Here is a 15,544-nt window from a genome sequence, read left to right on the forward strand (position 1 = left end):
CGATCGGATCCCTCTGCCCGACTAGCCGGTCACGCCCGGCTCGGCCTGCTTGTCCGGCTCGGTGCGAGGCTCGACGTGCGCCCGGTGTCGCCGGACACCGACCCCGAGCGACCACCACCAGACGCCCACGCCGACGAGGGCGCCGCCCGCGACGCCCCACGCGGAGCCCACCGCGCCGCCCAGCAGGGCGCCGGTCAGGCCCCCGCCCACGTAGAAGACGGAGGCGATCAGCTGGGCGCGCAGTCCGAGTGCCGCGGCACCCAGTGCCCGGAGCCCGGTGGAGGCGCCGGACGAGAGCCCCGCGCTCATGACCGAGAGCGTCGCCGGGACGATCAGCTGGGAGGCCGTGGGCCAGACGGCACCGAGCAGGTAGGCGCCGACCGCCGCCGGTAGCAGCAGGAGCAGGGCCAGGCCCCAGCACAGCGCGGCGAACCACTGCACCCCACCGACCAGGAGGCAGAACGGGCGCAGCCTGCCGACCTCGCGGCGGACGATCCTGGTCGCCTCCGGGACGGCGACCAGGTTGATGCCCATGAGGACGGCGAGGAAGGGGCCCAGCAGCAGCTCGCCACCCCGGACGGTCCCCACCGCCGCCGCCCCGGCGATGGCGCCGAGGCCGTACATGCGGGCCTGTCCCGCCCCGCTCTGGCAGAGGTTCTCGACCATGTAGCGCAGCCCGAGATCGCGATGGTCGCGCACCCAGGTCCACGCGGCCGTGACGTCCGGGACCAGCCGCGCCTGTCCGAGGCCTGCCGCGGCCGCGACACCGCCCGACACCCCCCACGCCACGACGAACCACACCGCCGCCGGATGCCGGTCGGCCACCAGCAGCGCGGGGACCAGCGCGATTCCCCAGACCAGGTCGTTGACGAACGCGTGTCGACCGCGGCCGCTCGCGAAGAAGGCGAAGCGCCAGCAGTCCTGCAGCACGAGGAACGGCAGGACCGCGCCCAGCCCGATCAGGGCGGCGCCGAGCCCGTCGCCGAGCGCGAGCCCGACGAGCGCACAGACCAGCCCCCCGACGCACCCGATGACCAGCGCGGTGCCGGTGCTGCGCCGCACCGCCTCCCGCCAGCGCTCGTCGGCCGGACCGCTGAACCGCACCACCAGCGGGTCGGACGCCAGCCCCCGGGAGACGTTCAGGACCAGCCCGAACGTGACCCACGCGAGGCTGAACAGGCCGAAGTCGGTGGCCCCGAGAGTCCGGGCGGCCACCACGCCGACCAGGAAGTTCGTCAGGCTGGAGACCGCCTGGTCGGCGAGCCCCCAGCCCACCCGGCGAGCGACGGTGCCGCCTGCGCCCCGACGGATCCGGGCGACCCGGTTCCGGACCGTCACCGGAGACCCGCGTCGTCCCGGGACGGCGACGGGGACCGGCCCCGACGATCCGCGACCCGGTCGACCACCAGCGCGGTCAGGGGGACCAGGGCGACGGCGAGCAGGAGCCCGCCGACCGTGTCGGTCGGGTAGTGCGCTCCGACGACGATCTGTGCCCACCCGGCTACCGACCCGACCACGACCGCCGCCCCCACCACGACGACCACGCGGCCGACGGTGCGCAGCCCGCCGACGTCGGCGAGGAACAGCGCCAGCATCAGGGCGAAGGCGACCGCGCCTGCGGTGTGCCCGCTCGGGAAGCTCAGGCTCCCCCCGTGGATGGTGCGGCCGACCACGAGCTTCAGCCCGTCGGCCACGACGAGGATCAGCGGCTGGACGAGCACCACGACCGCGGCGTAGCGCGGTCGGGCGGCGAGCAGCATGATCCCCGCCACCAGCACGGCGAGCAGCGCGGCCCCGACCGGTTCCCCCAGCCAGTCCACGGCGAGCGCGGTGGCGGGCCACGGCGGGTTCCGGGACACGGTGCCCGCGATCAGGGTGTCCAGCCGTACCGGCCCGTCGGTCCCACCGACCGCGACGCCGAGGACCAGCAGGCCCGCGCCGCCGACGGCAGCCTGCACGAGGGCCGCCGGGTAGTGGATCACGCCTCGGGCGACGGCTCGCCTGTTCACCACGCCACCCCCACCGCTGGACTGTGCGATGTTCTCCTCGGCCGCAGGCGGCCCCGCGTTACTCCGATCAAGTGATGGCCGACGGCGGAGAGTGCACGGAGTCGGCAACAGGGTGGTAACACACGGCCCCGCAGCGCCGAGAGATGCCGATAGCAACCGTCGAGCTGTCCAAAGGGGGCCAGCTGTGAAGGTCGTTCTCTTCTGTGGTGGGTACGGGATGCGCATGCGGGACGGCACCTCCGACCTCCCCAAACCGATGCACCCGGTCGGGCCTCGGCCGCTGATCTGGCACGTCATGCGCTACTACGCCCATTTCGGACATACGGACTTCGTGCTCTGCCTGGGCTACGGCGCCCATCACATCAAGGACTTCTTCCTCAACTACGACGAGACCGCCTCGAACGACTTCGTCCTGCACGGCGACGAGGTCGAGCTGCTCGGCAGCGACATCAAGGACTGGACGATCACCTTCGTCCACACCGGCCTGGACTCGGCCATCGGCGAGCGGCTGCGGCGGGTCGAACCGTTCGTCCGGGAGGAGGAGATGTTCCTCGCGAACTACGCGGACGTCCTGACCGACGCCCCGCTCGACGACATGGTCGCCGGGTTCCGGTCCACCGACGCGGTGGGCGGCCTGATGGCCGTTCCTCCCCAGTCGGCCTTCCACTGCGTGGACGTCCGCGACGACGGCACGCTGTCCTCGATCAGCAGCCTGCAGCAGATGCCGCTCTGGGAGAACGGCGGCTACCTGATCTTCCGACCGGAGGTGTTCGACCACCTGACCGAGGGGTGCGACCTGATCGGGGACGTCTGCGCACCGCTCGCCCGCACCGGACGGATGTTCGGCTACCGCCACAAGGGCTTCTGGCACCCGGCGGACACGGTCAAGGAGCGCACCGCGCTCGAGGCCGCCTACCAGTCCGGGAACCGCCCCTGGATGGTCTGGGACACCCCGCAGGACCGGGAGCCCCTCCACGCCGCGATCGCCGAGCTCGCGACGATCGAACGCTGATGGCCACGCCGGCACGCGCCGACGACAGCGAGCGTGGACATCCCGGAGCGGCCCGTCGGAACGGGACGAGGCCCCGACCGTCCCCCGTCGAGAGCGTCCCGGGTCGGCCGCCCCTCGGCGGGGGCGAACTCCGCTGGCCGGTCCTGCTCCGGCGCTGGGTGATCGCCGGGGACATCGCGGTGATCGTCGTGCTCACGGTGGCGGCGGTGGTCGTCGGCTGGGGGGACCACCTTCCGTCGAACCGCGCGCAGCTCGTGTGCGGCGCGATCGGTGCCGCGCTGCTGATCCTCGCGCTCCCGCTCGCCCGAGCGTGGGACCCCACCGTGCTGGGTACGGGTTCGGCCGAGTTCCGGCGGGTCAGCAACGCCACCGTCGGCGCCACGGTGACCCTCGCTCTCGGCGGACTGATCCTGCTGGTCAGCTCGGTGCGGATCTGGGTGTTCGTGCTGGTCCCCCTGAGCGGACTCGCCGTCGCGGCCAACCGGTACCTGCTGCGCAAACAGCTGCACCGGGCCAGAGCGCGCGGCCGGTGCACCTTCCCGGTGTTGGCGGTGGGAAAGGTGGAGGCGGTGGCGGACCTGATCATCCGCAGCCGACGCGACCCGCACTTCGGGTGGCACATCGTCGGCGCCTGCACCCCGACCCAGTCCGGCATGGGCGAGTCGTCCGCCATCCTGGGTGTCGACGTCGTCGGCGACCTCGACTCGGTCGGCGCCATCGCGGCGCACGGGGGCTACAGCGTCGTCGCGGTGACGAAGACACCGGGCTGGGGGCCGGGCCGCCTGCAGAAGCTGGCCTGGGAGCTCGAGGGCACGGACGCGGAGCTGGTGGTGGACCCGGGTCTGATGGAGGTGGCGGGGCCGAGGTTGCACATCGTGCCGATGGACGGCATGCCGGTGCTGCGACTCTCCCGACCACGCTTGACCGGGCTGGCGCGGGTCCTCAAGGTGGGCATGGACCGGATCGTCGCCGCACTGTTGCTGGTGGTCACCGCCCCGGTCTTCGCCGCGATCGCGGTGGCGATCGCCCTGGAGGACCGGGGACCGGTCTTCTACCGCCAGGAGCGGGTCGGCGCGCGGGGCGCCACCTTCCGAATGATCAAGTTCCGGTCGATGGTGGTCGACGCCGACGCGCGGCGCGCCGGGCTCGAACAGCGGAACGCGATCGACCGCGGGCCGCTGTTCAAGCTGACGCACGACCCGCGGGTCACCAGGACCGGCGCGACCCTGCGCCGGTACTCGATCGACGAGCTCCCGCAGCTGCTGAACGTGCTGTCGGGCTCGATGTCGCTGGTCGGCCCGCGACCACCGCTGCCCGCGGAGGTGGCCACCTACGCCGACGACGCGCGGCGCCGCCTGCTCGTCCGCCCGGGGATGACCGGACTCTGGCAGGTCAGCGGGCGCAGCGACCTGAGCTGGGAGGAGTCGGTGAAGCTCGACCTGCGCTACGTCGAGAACTGGTCGATGGCCCTCGACCTCACCATCCTCTGGAAGACCGTCGGCGCGGTGCTCACCGGCCGTGGCGCCTACTGACCGACCCGGGAGACACGAGATGATGCCGGTTCTGCGTCCCGAGGAGATCCACGAGATCGTCCTGCTGGGCGCGCACTGCGACGACGTGGCCATCGGCGCGGGCGCGACCGTGCGAGACCTCTGCGAACGCACCCCCGGACTGCGTGTCCACGCCCTCGTGCTCTGCGCGGCCGATCCGGTGCGGCGGGCCGAGGAGGAGGCCGCGCTCCGGGCCTTCTGCCCGGAGGCGAAGCTGGAGATCACGACCGTCGACCTGCCCGATGGCCGGGTCCCGGCCCACTGGAACCGTGCCAAGGAGGCCCTGGAGGACCTGCGGACCCGCTGCGAACCCGATCTGGTGCTGGCGACCGCGGCCCATGACAACCACCAGGACCACCGCGGGCTCGCCGCGCTGGCCCCGACGGTCTTCCGGGACCACCTGATCCTCGGTTACGAGATCCTCAAGGCCGAGCCGGACCTCGCCCAGCCCACCGTCTTCTGGCCGCTGAGCGAGCGCCTGCTGCGAGACAAGATCGACCTCCTCCACGAGCACTACCCGTCGCAGACCTCCCGAGCGTGGTTCGACGAGGAGACCTTCCGCGGGCTCGCCCGGATCCGCGGGGTCCAGGCCGGGTGCCGGTACGCGGAGGCCTTCCACCTCACCCGGTTGCTCGTCGGAGCGCCCCCGGACTGAGGGGACCCAGGCTCAGCCGCGGCCCTCCCCCTGTGCCCTCGCCCGCTGCACCGAGGTGGTCGCCAGCAGACCCAGGGCGAAGACCAGGTCGTTGCGCAGATAACGGCGGGAGAGCCTGCCCGGTTCGCGCAGCAGGCGGTAGGCCCACTCCAGGCCGGACTGCTGGAGCACCGCGGGGGCCCGGTCGACCACCCCCGCCGCCATCGGTATCGCCGCGCCGCAGCCGATGTAGAAGGCGCGCGGGTGCGCCTCGACCAGCGCCTCGATCAGCACCTCCTGGCGCGGGAACCCCATGCCGACGAACACCAGGTCCGGGGCCGCCTCCCGAACGCCCCGCACGACGTCGGCGACGGCGGCGGGGTCCCCGTCGAAGCCGAAGGCGGGTGACTCCGCCCCCACCACGCGCAGGGCGGGATAGCGCTCGCGCAGTCGGTCCGCGGCCAGCTCCGGGACACCGGGCGCCCCGCCCAGCACGAAGACGGACCGCCCCTCCGCGGCCGCCAGCTCGCTCAGCGAGAAGATCAGGGAGCTGCCGGTCACCCGTTCCGGCAGCGGGTCGCCGAGGATCCGCGAAGCCCACACCAGAGGCATCCCGTCGGCCACCACCGCCGTGGCCCGGTCCACCAGGGCACGCGCCACGGGGTCCCGTGCGGCGAGCCGCAGGATGTCCGTGTTCGCCGTGACGACCCGACATCCCTTCCCCAGGGCCCAGGCACGTCGGGCGAGGTCCACGACCCCCTCCTCGGTGACACTGCAGATCTCGACGCCTGCGATCCGGACGTGCCGGGCCTCGCAGAGCGTGTGCGGGGGCGCTGTCATCTCACCTCGCTCCGACCGGGACGACCCCGGTCTCGGGGTCGAGCCCGGGTGGGGTCCTCGGCATCGTCACGCTGCACATCCCGATCGCCAGGCCGATGAGCACCAGCTGGCCGTAGGCGGCGGGCGAGAAGATCACGTCCCACACCGACTGGGACACCATGAAGATCGCGAGCGCCGGGCGCGCGGCGGATCCCAGCACGCCGCGGACGACCGTGGCGACGAAGCACAGCAGGGCCGCGAGGTAGAGGGCCGCCGCCAGGACCCCGGACCGGACCCAGGTGTCCGCCAGCACGGAGTGCACATAGATCGTGTCGTCCTGGGTCCACCACTTCACCAGCTGGTCGATCTGCCGGTAGCCCAGGTGCTGGGCCACGCCGATCGCGCGGTCCACGATCGCGGGGGTGGGGTGCGGCTCGGGCCCCATCCCGACGAACGGGCTCTCGCTGATCGCCGCGATCGAGATGGGCGGTTCGGTCCGGCCTGCCAGCAGCGAGTTGTCGTTGACCTCGGCCTGCTCGGCGAAGCGCTCCGCGGACGAGGCGAACAGCTCGCTGTTCAGCACCGCGTCAGCCCCGTAGAACGCGGTCAGTCCCAGCGCCGCCCCCACGCAGAGCCGACCGCCGATCCGGGTGAACGTCGGTCGCCCCCGCGCGATGCGGGCGATCGCGACGACCATCGCGGCGAGGGCCAACACGACGCCGAGCGCCCTCGTGGCCTCCGAGAACGAGATCGCGGCCAGTACCAGCGCGGCGGCGACCTCGAGCCACGTCCGGCCCGCGGCCGCACACGCCGACAAGACGATGATCGACACCGAGTAGCCGATACCGAACTTCCACGGGTTCCCGGCCGCGTCCGGCGCGAGCGGGAGGATCTGATAGGTGTGGATCAGCATCGCCGCGCCGATGCTCCCGGTGGCCGTCCACACGTAGCGGGGCCCGCGCAGCGCCATCGCCCTGACGAAGTAGGCCGTGCCGACCACGCTGCCCACCGCCATGACAGGACCGATCGCCGCGGACAGGGAGGCCCCGGCGAGCTGGGCGGAGCCGATCGTGCCGACGGTCGCGACGGCGAGCACCCACAGCCAGAACGCCCGCCACCGGGTCCGCGGCAGGGACCGCAGGGCGGGGACGAGCATCACCATGCTGATCGGCGCCCACAGCGAGTGGGCGGCACGCAGCGGGTTGCTCTCCAGGATCGGCAGGACGAGGGTGAACGGCAGCAGCGCCACCCACGGCACCTCTCCCGCGTGGGCCAGGACGCGTCGCGCGGCGGACCGCGGCGCGGGCCCGGATCCCGCCACGGGCGCCTCGTGAACCGCGGTCATCGAGCCACTGCAGTCCACAGTGCTCGAACACTGTCCATGTAGGGCCCCACGGCGAACGACGCCGCGTCCCGCCGGGCGGCGGAGGCCAGCTCGGCGCGCAGCGCGTCGTCCCCGACGACCCGGCGCAGCGCCGCCTCGATGCCGTCCACGTCGCCGGCGGGGACGATCAGCCCGTTCTCGCCGTCCCGTACGACCTCGCCCATCGCGCCCGCGGTGGACACCACCGGCACCAGGCCCCAGGCCATCGCCTCGAGCAACGCCATCGGCAGGCCCTCGTCCTGGCTGGGCAGCACGAAGACATCCGCCGCCGCGAGCTCCTTCTCCTTGCCCGCCGGATCCAGCCAGCCCAGCACGGTGGCTCTCGTGCCGAGCTCCGACCGGCACAGGTCACGCACGGCGTCGACCTCTCCGTCCCCGCCGATCCGCAGCTCCAGCCGGGCACGGATCTCCTCGGGCAGGGCGGCGCACGCCTTGACGACGTCGTAGACGCCCTTGCGCGCGCCGAGCCTCCCCAGGAACAGGACCCGGACGGTCCCACCGCGGCGGGCCCGCACGGATGGCCGGGTGGGCAGCTCGACGGGGTTGTAGAGCATCGTGAACCGCTGCGCGGGCAGGTCCAACAGCTCGCTGTACCGCCGGGTCCATCGATCGCCGAGGACCAGCACCGCCGAGGCGGTCCCGAGCATGCCGCGGGCGAGGCGGCGCAGCGGCCCGGGGAGGGCCAGGAAGGACGGCTCGAACTCCGCCCCGTGGCAGTGCAGGACCGACGGCACCCGGGCGACCCTGGCGAACGCGAGGACCGCGCCGTCCCGGAAGATGCTGCTCCGCTCCGAGAGGTGGACGTGGACCACGTCCGGCCTGCGGCTCACGAGGGCCACCAGGACCTCGACCCAGGCCGCCGCCCACCGGCGGAGCCTGCCGACCGGGCCCGCGGCCCGATAGGTGGACACGTAGTGCACGTCCGCCCCGCTGTGTCGCAGGAACAGCTCGGCCGCGGTCTCCATACCGCCTTGACCGGCGGGGTCCGGTCCTGCCATCAGGACGCTCATCCGGGACTCAGCCACGGCCGGCTCCGGCTTCGACCGCGGGTGCGGGGAGGGGGAACGCGAGCGTCGAGGGCCGGAGCACGGTCTCGAGCCGCCTGGCGGTCGCGGCCGCGGAGAACTGTCGGAGCCAGTTGTCCGCGGAGAACGGGGCGGAGAGGAGCCTGGCCTCGCTGATCGCGTCCGCGTAGCTCTCGGCCGAGTCGGTGGCGGCGAGGTACCCGGTGACGCCGGGGACGACGGCGTCGGCGCAGCCGAGCGCGCTCGATCCCGCGACGACCGGGATGCCGCGGCTCGCGGACTCCACGAGCACGTTGCCGAACCCCTCGTAGGCCGAGCCGAGCAGGACCACGGTCTCCTCGTCCGCCAGCAGGTGCCAGTCGTCCCGCCAGGGCTCCCGCACGATCTCCACGGTCGGCGCGCCCCGGGTCGGACGGAGTGCGGGTGAGTCCGGAGGCCCGTCGCCGACCCAGACGAGCGTGACCCTGGCCCCCCGGCGGGCGAGGGCTTCGGCGATCGCCACACAGTGCGCGGGACGCTTCTGCGGAACGAGCCGCGCGGGCACCAGGATGGTGATCCGACTCGGCGAGGCGGTCACGTCGGGAGCGTCGACCTCGCCGCCGAGCACCCCGTTGGGGAGCACCGCGACACGCTCGGGCGGCACGCCGAAGTTGCACCTGATGTCCGTGGCGACGGCGTGCGACACGCAGATCACGGTGTCCGCCCGCCGGTAGAACAGCCGCGCGAGGGCCAGCTGGGCGCGCTTGGCCGGGCCCTCCACCTTGAGCAGGATGGACGGCACGTTGTGCTCCGACACGACGGTCCTGGTGCGCAGGCCCGCGGTGGCCGACAGCGCCACGAGGTTCGGGTAGGTCTCCAGGCTCACCAGCACGTCCGGCTGCCAGGCGACGACCTCCCGCCGCACATGCGCGACCCGCGAGCGGTGCGACGCCGCGCCGACCTCCTCCGCACAGGCCACCGGTATCCCCGTCAGCGCCGCACGTGCCTCGGCGAGGCCCGCGGACCGGTCCAGCACGAGGATGCGCACCTCGTGCCTGCCGTTCAGGGCGCGCGCCCAGGCCCGGCACACCTCCTGCGCCCCGCCGCCCTCGATGGAGTGCGCGAGCAGCAGCACCCTCACGACGCCACCGGGCCGTGGACCCGCTTGGCCACCGATCGCAGCACCTGCCCCAGCGCGAGCGTCTCGGCCACCGCCCGGTCCGCGAGCCGCGAGTTGCGCCAGAGCTGCCCGGTCTCGGCCCGCATGCGGTGCCAGGCCAGCTCCCGCTGCCGGGCGGACCCCGACTGCGACACCCCGCCCATCTCGTAGTCGGCGAGGAACCAGGTGATCACGTGCGGCGGCACGATCGCGGCCGCCCGCATGAGGTACTCCTGGTCCGCGACCGTGCCGAGGTCCGCGCGGTACGGACCGAGCTTGAGCGCGAGCTCGCGGGTCACCGCCACGGAGGCGTGCGGGATCCAGGCCAGGCCGAGGGTGAACAGGTGGGCCTTGAACGGGTCGAACGAGTACGCGCCGATCGGCCGCCCCGTCGTGTCGGTCATCCGGATCGCTCCGTAGGCCCACTCCCAGCCGTGCTCGACCTGGCTGGCGTCGATCGTGCCGAGGGACTGCGGGCTCGAGAAGGTGTCCCCGGAGTTCATGATGATCACGATCTCGCCCCGGGCGGAGCGCAGACCCTTGTTCATCGCGTCGTAGATGCCGTCGTCCGGCTCGCTGACGATCGTCCTGGCGGGGTTCTCCGCCAGGCCTCGCAGCCACTCGACCGTCCCGTCCGTGGACGCCCCGTCGACGACGAGGTGCTCGTAGGAGGTGAACTGCTGCGCGTCGACGGACGCGATGGTCCGGCGCAGGCCCGCGAGGTCGTTGTAGGCGATGGTCACCACGCTGAAGCGCGGAGGGGCACCGATGTCGGCCATGGTCGGATCCCTAACCCTTGCTCCCGCGCGAGGACGCCGGCTCGGCGGCCTTCATGCGCAACGTCGGCTGGAACAACTCCGGCTGCTCACGGCGCAGAGCACGTTCCTCGTCGTCCATCTCCTCCGGTCCGGCGGCCGCGGACTCCGCCTCGGCCGCCGCCTTCGGCTCGAACAGGCCCTCGGCCTCCCGGCCGGGTTCCTGCTCCGCGGTCGCCTCGACCGATTCCTCGGTGGGGTCCGCGAACTCGGTGGGCGGGCGGGCGCCCTCGATGCGCTCCTGCGCCGGGCCCGCCTCGACCTCCGTGGGCGGCGCATCCGGCGAGAGGGTGGCCGAGACGTCCGAGCCGTAGGGGATCCAGGCGCGGGTCCGGTCCCTGGGCACCATCGTGAGCAGGGTGCCCAGCACGGTCGCCGCACCCGACTGCAGGATGCCGAGGGCCCGCTCGACCTGCGGCGCGGTGGTCCGCCCGTGCCTGCAGAGCAGCAGCACGCCGTCCGTGCCCGGCGCGACGGCGGCGGCGTCCGTGGCGGAGAGCAGCGGCGGGGTGTCCACCAGGACGAGGTCGTAGGAGGTCCGCAGCTCGGCGAGCAGCGCGGACATCGACCGCGAGCCGAGGAGCTCACCCGGGTTCGCCGCGACGGCGCCACCGGTGAGGACGTCGATCCCGCCGGGTTCACAGCGCTGGATCATCGACCGCGGCTCGGCGTTGCGGGACAAGGTGTCCGTGAGCCCGGGGCGGGCCGCCACGCCGAGCCGTTCGGCGACGCGGGGCCTGCGGAGGTTGGCGTCGACGACCAGCACCCGGCCACCCGCCGCGGCGAACGCCGCGGCCAGGTTGACCACCGTGGTCGTCTTGCCGTCCCCGGGCGTCGGGCTGGTGACCACGACGACGCGTGCACCCGTGGTGGTCTGCAACGCGCTGACCCCGATCCGGAGCTGCCGGAAGTCCTCGGAGATCGTGGGATCGTCCACCCCGGCGATGCGCACGAACAGGCTCTGGTCCGCGTTCTCGTCCACCGTGGTGGCCCCGACGACCGGCGCGCCGGTGAGCGCCTCGAGGGTGGAGGTGGTCTTGACCGAACGATCGAGGGCGTTGCGCAGCAACGCGTAGCCGACGCCGAGGCCGAGGCCGAGCACGAACCCCAGCGCGAGTGAGGTGACCAGCCCGGAGGAGGGCGCGGTGGGCGGGGTGGGCGGCTGGATGATCTGCATGTTGACCACGGGTTCCCCACCCATGGTCGAGCTGCGCTCGAAGTCCGCGACGAACTTCACGAACACGTCCGCGACGGCGGTGGCGAGGTTCGCGGTGCCCTGCTCGCTGTCGGTCCGCACCGTGACGGTGGTGACCACCGAGTCCACGCCGCTGACCGCCGTGATCGCGCTGGAGATCTCCCGCGGGGTCGCGGGGTACTGGTGGTCCCGGATCACCCGCTCGGCGACCCGCTCACTGTTGATCATCGGGACGTACGACTTCGTCCGCTGCTGGGCCAACAGCTCGCCCTCGTAGGCCCCCTGGCCCTCCTGCGTGGCCGGTGCGACGGTGAGCATGGTGAAGGTGGAGGTGTAGCTGACCGGCCGGAGCTGGCCGGCGACCACCGAGGCGACGATCCCGACCAGCAGGAACGCGACGACGGCCTTCCACCGCTCTCGGAGCACACGGACGAACTGCTTGGCGGTCACTTCGTTCTCCTGGCGTCACGGGTGTGAGGGCGGATGGGGCCGGTGGGCTGCCGGGCGGCGGTCGGGCCGTGGTCCGGGTGACCGGGGGGCTTCGGCGCGGACCGCGGCCGACTCGTCTCCCGCCAGGCCAGGACCGCGCAGGGCACGAGCTGGCAGACGAAGACGGTGACCGCGGAGACGAGCACCGGACCGGCGGCGCCGAGGTGGGGCGTCAGCCACCACGACAGCGGAACGTTGGTCGCCACCAGGGCCACCACGCACACCGCCTGGAACCGCAGCTGTGCCGGGGAGATGAGCATGATGCCGCTCGTCACGTGGGCGGCCTGGACCAGGAGCAGGAGGGCGAACGCCGCCAACAGCTGAAGGGACGGGTGCGCCTCGCCGCCGCTCATCCATCCGATGACCAGCCCGCCGAGCAGCAGCAGCCCGGCCGCGAAGACCACCGCGACGGTGGTGAGCACAGCGGTGCCGGTCAGCCAACTCCTGCGCTTTCCACCCGACCCCTGGTCGGCCTTGGCGAACACCGGCCACAGAGCGAGCGCCGCGACCGCGATGACCGACCACATCGGGAGGTACAGCTGCGCAGCGTACGTGTAGTGCGACAGCTCCACGTCGGGCGCGCGCTGCGCGATGATGATCCGGTCCGACTGCAGCGCGATCGGCAGCCCCACCATGATCACGAACCACGGCACCGCCATGGCGGCGACCGGGAGGCCGGGGAACCGGCGGGGGCGGAGCACCTGCGACAGCACGCCTCGCACCGAGTCGCGCAGGAACCGCCAGCCGCGGAACCCGCAGCCGAGGGCCACGGCCAGCAGACCGAGCGGCAGAGCGAGCGCGTAGGAGTAGGCGGGCGCGTCCACCGCGTGCAACAGCAGCGTGAGCAACAGTGCGACCGGCGCCGACAACCCCGTCAGCAGGACCGCCTCGTGCGTGCGCCCACCGCCACGCAGCAGCGCCTCACCCACGAAGAAGGGGAGGGAGGCGCTGAAGGCGAGCAGCGCCAGCGCCGTGGCGGCTCCGGCGGACAGGCCGCCGGGCACCTCGGGAATGCCCAACAGGGGTGCCCACAGACCGAACACCGCGAGCCCGACGGCGACCAGGCCGAGCGCCGTCGCGGAGACCAGCATGGTGCGGACCGCGGTGAGCAGGATCCGGCGGAACCGCTCGGTCGCCGCCGCCGTGCCGTCGAGGTTGCTGCTCGCCGTGGCGACCGGCGCGCCGACACCGAGGTCGGCGAAGTTCAGCGACTGGCTCAACGTGGCGATGAGCATGACCGCGCCGAACATCTCGATCCCGACGGCACCGGTGACCATCCTGGCGATGACCAGGTTGGCGATGGCCGCGATCGGCATCACCACGATCTTGGCGCCACCCGAGGCGGCGAGCGCCCTCACCACCCGCCTGCCCGATGACGCGGGCGCCTGCACGGGCGGAACGGCCTCGAACGGGACGGTGACGAGCGACCCGTCGGCCTCTGTCGGGATCGTCACGTCAGCCCTTGCTCCTGACCTCGGCCAGCGCCGTCTCGTAGTCGGCGTCGACCATCAGCCGGGCCAGCTCGGGGGTGAGGACCTCGGCCTTCCAGCCGAGCTCGTCCGCGGCCTTCGAGGCGTCCCCGATCAACGCGTCCACCTCGGACGGACGCAGGTACCGCTCGTCGAACCGGACGTGCTTCTCCCAGTCGAGGCCGGCGTGCTCGAAGGCGATCTCCACGAAGTCCCGGACCGTGTACGCGGTGCCGGTGGCCAGGACGTAGTCGTCCGGCTCGTCCGCCTGCAGCATCGCCCACATGCCCTCGACGTACTCCTTGGCGTAGCCCCAGTCGCGGACCGCATCGAGGTTGCCGAGGTAGAGCGTCTCCTCCAGACCCGCCTTGATCCGCGCGACCCCCCGGGTGATCTTGCGGGTCACGAACGTCTCGCCGCGGCGGGGCGACTCGTGGTTGAACAGGATGCCGTTCACGGCGTACATCCCGTGCGCCTCGCGGTAGTTGCGGGCCATCCAGTAGCCGTAGACCTTCGCGGCACCGTACGGACTGCGCGGGTGAAACGGCGTCAGCTCGTTCTGCGGCGGCGGCGTCGCGCCGAACATCTCGGAGCTCGACGCCTGGTAGAAGCGGCAGTCCAGGCCGATCATCCGGATCGCCTCGAGCAGCCGGGTGGTGCCGACGCCGGTGGTGTCGCCGGTGTACTCGGGCTCGTCGAAGCTGACCCGTACATGGGACTGGGCACCGAGGTGGTAGACCTCGTCCGGCTGGATCCGCGACAGCAGCGTGACGAGCCGGGAGCCGTCCGTCAGCTCCCCGTAGTGCAGGAAGAAGCGCGCCCCCTCCTCGTGCGGGTCCGTGTAGATGTGGTCGATCCGCGACGTGTTGAAGGTCGAGGCTCGGCGGATCAGACCGTGCACCTCGTAACCCCTGCCGAGCAGGAACTCGGCGAGGTAGGAGCCGTCCTGGCCGGTCACACCGGTGATCAGGGCTCGCTTCATGTCTTGTCTCCTAGGCGGGTGCGGGCCCGGTCAGCCGACGAGCCGGGCCTCGGCCCGGTGGGTGACGAACCATCGGTACGTGCTCTCGATCCCCTCGCGGAGCGGGATCGAGGCCCGCCAGCCCAGGGCGTTGATCCGGCTCACGTCGAGCAGCTTGCGAGGGGTGCCGTCGGGGCGGCTGGTGTCCTGCACGATCTCCCCCCGGAACCCCACGACGTCCGCGACGATCTCCGCGAGCTCACGGATGCTCACGTCCTCACCGACCCCGACGTTGATCGTCTCGGGGTCGTCGTAGACGTCGAGCAGCCGGACGATCGCGCGGCCGAGGTCGTCCACGTGCAGGAACTCGCGGCGCGGCGTGCCGCTCCCCCACAGCGTGACCGTCGCCGCCCCCGCCTCGGCCGCCTCGTGGAACCTGCGGATCAGGGCCGGCAGCACGTGCGACTTCTCGGGATCGAAGTTGTCCCCCGGCCCGTACAGGTTGGTCGGCATCGCGGAGATCCACGGCAGCCCGTGCTGTCGCCGGGTGGCCTGCACGGCCATGATGCCCGCGATCTTGGCGATGGCGTACGCGTCGTTCGTGGGTTCCAGCTTGCCGGTGAGCAGGCTGTCCTCGCGGATGGGCTGCTCGGCGAACTTCGGGTAGATGCAGGAGGAGCCGAGGAACAGCAGCCGCTCGATCCGCGCCTCGCGCGCGGCGTCCATGACGTTGGTCTGGATCCGGAGGTTCTCGGAGAGGAAGTCCGCGGGCGAGGCGTCGTTCGCGGCGATGCCGCCCACCTTCGCCGCGGCCAGGACGACGACCGAGGGCCGGGTGTCGGCGAGGTAGTCGAAGGTGGCGGCACGGTCGCGCAGGTCCACCTCGGACGACCGCGCCCCCACGAGGTCGGTGTGTCCGGCCTGTTCGAGGGCGCGCCAGATGGCCGAACCCGCGAGGCCGCGGTGACCGGCCACGTAGATCCGGTCGTCCTGGGTCGGGGGGCGCAGGCTGGCCACCGTGTCTCCCTCGTCGTGCGGGCCGCG

At 72.6% G+C, this 15,544-nt stretch carries 14 protein-coding genes; 3 read left to right on the forward strand and 11 right to left on the reverse strand.

What is annotated here, in order from left to right:
- Positions 1–21: 21 nt before the first annotated feature.
- Positions 22–1,338, reverse strand: a complete 1,317-nt coding sequence (locus tag ABD993_RS29980) for an MATE family efflux transporter (protein WP_345425957.1) — start codon at positions 1,336–1,338, stop codon at positions 22–24.
- The gene (locus ABD993_RS29985; protein ID WP_345425959.1) at positions 1,335–2,009 is read right to left on the reverse strand and encodes a phosphatase PAP2 family protein; all 675 of its coding nucleotides are present in this window, start codon (positions 2,007–2,009) and stop codon (positions 1,335–1,337) included. Before ABD993_RS29985 ends, ABD993_RS29980 begins: the two co-directional genes overlap by 4 nt.
- A gap of 184 nt (positions 2,010–2,193) precedes the next feature.
- Between ABD993_RS29985 and ABD993_RS29990 the strand changes: the two genes are divergently transcribed.
- From ABD993_RS29990 to ABD993_RS30000, 3 genes are read left to right on the forward strand one after another with little or no spacing between them, the layout of a single operon-like run.
- Positions 2,194–3,021, forward strand: coding sequence for a sugar phosphate nucleotidyltransferase (locus ABD993_RS29990; protein ID WP_345425961.1), 828 nt, complete (start codon positions 2,194–2,196; stop codon positions 3,019–3,021).
- On the forward strand, positions 3,021–4,553 hold the full coding sequence (locus tag ABD993_RS29995) for a sugar transferase (protein ID WP_345425963.1): 1,533 nt from the start codon (positions 3,021–3,023) through the stop codon (positions 4,551–4,553). The genes ABD993_RS29990 and ABD993_RS29995 overlap by 1 nt, the downstream gene beginning before the upstream one ends.
- A 22-nt stretch (positions 4,554–4,575) precedes the next feature.
- Complete coding sequence (locus tag ABD993_RS30000) at positions 4,576–5,226, forward strand: PIG-L deacetylase family protein (protein WP_345426173.1); 651 nt, start codon at positions 4,576–4,578, stop codon at positions 5,224–5,226.
- Positions 5,227–5,238: 12 nt separating this feature from the next.
- On the opposite strand, the gene ABD993_RS30005 is transcribed toward ABD993_RS30000, so the two are convergent.
- From ABD993_RS30005 to ABD993_RS30045, 9 genes are read right to left on the reverse strand one after another with little or no spacing between them, the layout of a single operon-like run.
- Positions 5,239–6,045, reverse strand: a complete 807-nt coding sequence (locus tag ABD993_RS30005; protein WP_345425965.1) for a WecB/TagA/CpsF family glycosyltransferase — start codon at positions 6,043–6,045, stop codon at positions 5,239–5,241.
- A gap of 1 nt (position 6,046) precedes the next feature.
- Positions 6,047–7,369 carry an O-antigen ligase family protein gene (locus tag ABD993_RS30010; protein ID WP_345425967.1) on the reverse strand — a complete coding sequence of 441 codons (1,323 nt, stop codon included), beginning with the start codon at positions 7,367–7,369 and terminating at the stop codon, positions 6,047–6,049.
- Entirely contained in the window at positions 7,366–8,433 is a 1,068-nt protein-coding gene (locus ABD993_RS30015) for a glycosyltransferase family 4 protein (protein ID WP_345425969.1), read from the reverse strand. The genes ABD993_RS30010 and ABD993_RS30015 overlap by 4 nt, the downstream gene beginning before the upstream one ends.
- Positions 8,426–9,553, reverse strand: a complete 1,128-nt coding sequence (locus tag ABD993_RS30020; protein ID WP_345425971.1) for a glycosyltransferase family 4 protein — start codon at positions 9,551–9,553, stop codon at positions 8,426–8,428. Before ABD993_RS30020 ends, ABD993_RS30015 begins: the two co-directional genes overlap by 8 nt.
- On the reverse strand, positions 9,550–10,350 hold the full coding sequence (locus ABD993_RS30025; RefSeq protein ID WP_345425973.1) for a glycosyltransferase family 2 protein: 801 nt from the start codon (positions 10,348–10,350) through the stop codon (positions 9,550–9,552). The genes ABD993_RS30020 and ABD993_RS30025 overlap by 4 nt, the downstream gene beginning before the upstream one ends.
- A gap of 10 nt (positions 10,351–10,360) precedes the next feature.
- On the reverse strand, positions 10,361–12,031 hold the full coding sequence (locus tag ABD993_RS30030; RefSeq protein ID WP_345425975.1) for a tyrosine-protein kinase domain-containing protein: 1,671 nt from the start codon (positions 12,029–12,031) through the stop codon (positions 10,361–10,363).
- The gene (locus ABD993_RS30035) at positions 12,028–13,524 is read right to left on the reverse strand and encodes a lipopolysaccharide biosynthesis protein (protein ID WP_345425977.1); all 1,497 of its coding nucleotides are present in this window, start codon (positions 13,522–13,524) and stop codon (positions 12,028–12,030) included. The genes ABD993_RS30030 and ABD993_RS30035 overlap by 4 nt, the downstream gene beginning before the upstream one ends.
- Before the next feature lies 1 nt (position 13,525).
- Positions 13,526–14,521 carry a GDP-mannose 4,6-dehydratase gene (gmd, locus tag ABD993_RS30040; RefSeq protein ID WP_345425979.1) on the reverse strand — a complete coding sequence of 332 codons (996 nt, stop codon included), beginning with the start codon at positions 14,519–14,521 and terminating at the stop codon, positions 13,526–13,528.
- Between the two features lie 30 nt (positions 14,522–14,551).
- Positions 14,552–15,517 carry a GDP-L-fucose synthase family protein gene (locus ABD993_RS30045; protein WP_345425981.1) on the reverse strand — a complete coding sequence of 322 codons (966 nt, stop codon included), beginning with the start codon at positions 15,515–15,517 and terminating at the stop codon, positions 14,552–14,554.
- Positions 15,518–15,544 lie beyond the last annotated feature (27 nt).

It is taken from the genome of Pseudonocardia xishanensis, assembly GCF_039541715.1.
Lineage (GTDB): Bacteria > Actinomycetota > Actinomycetes > Mycobacteriales > Pseudonocardiaceae > Pseudonocardia > Pseudonocardia xishanensis.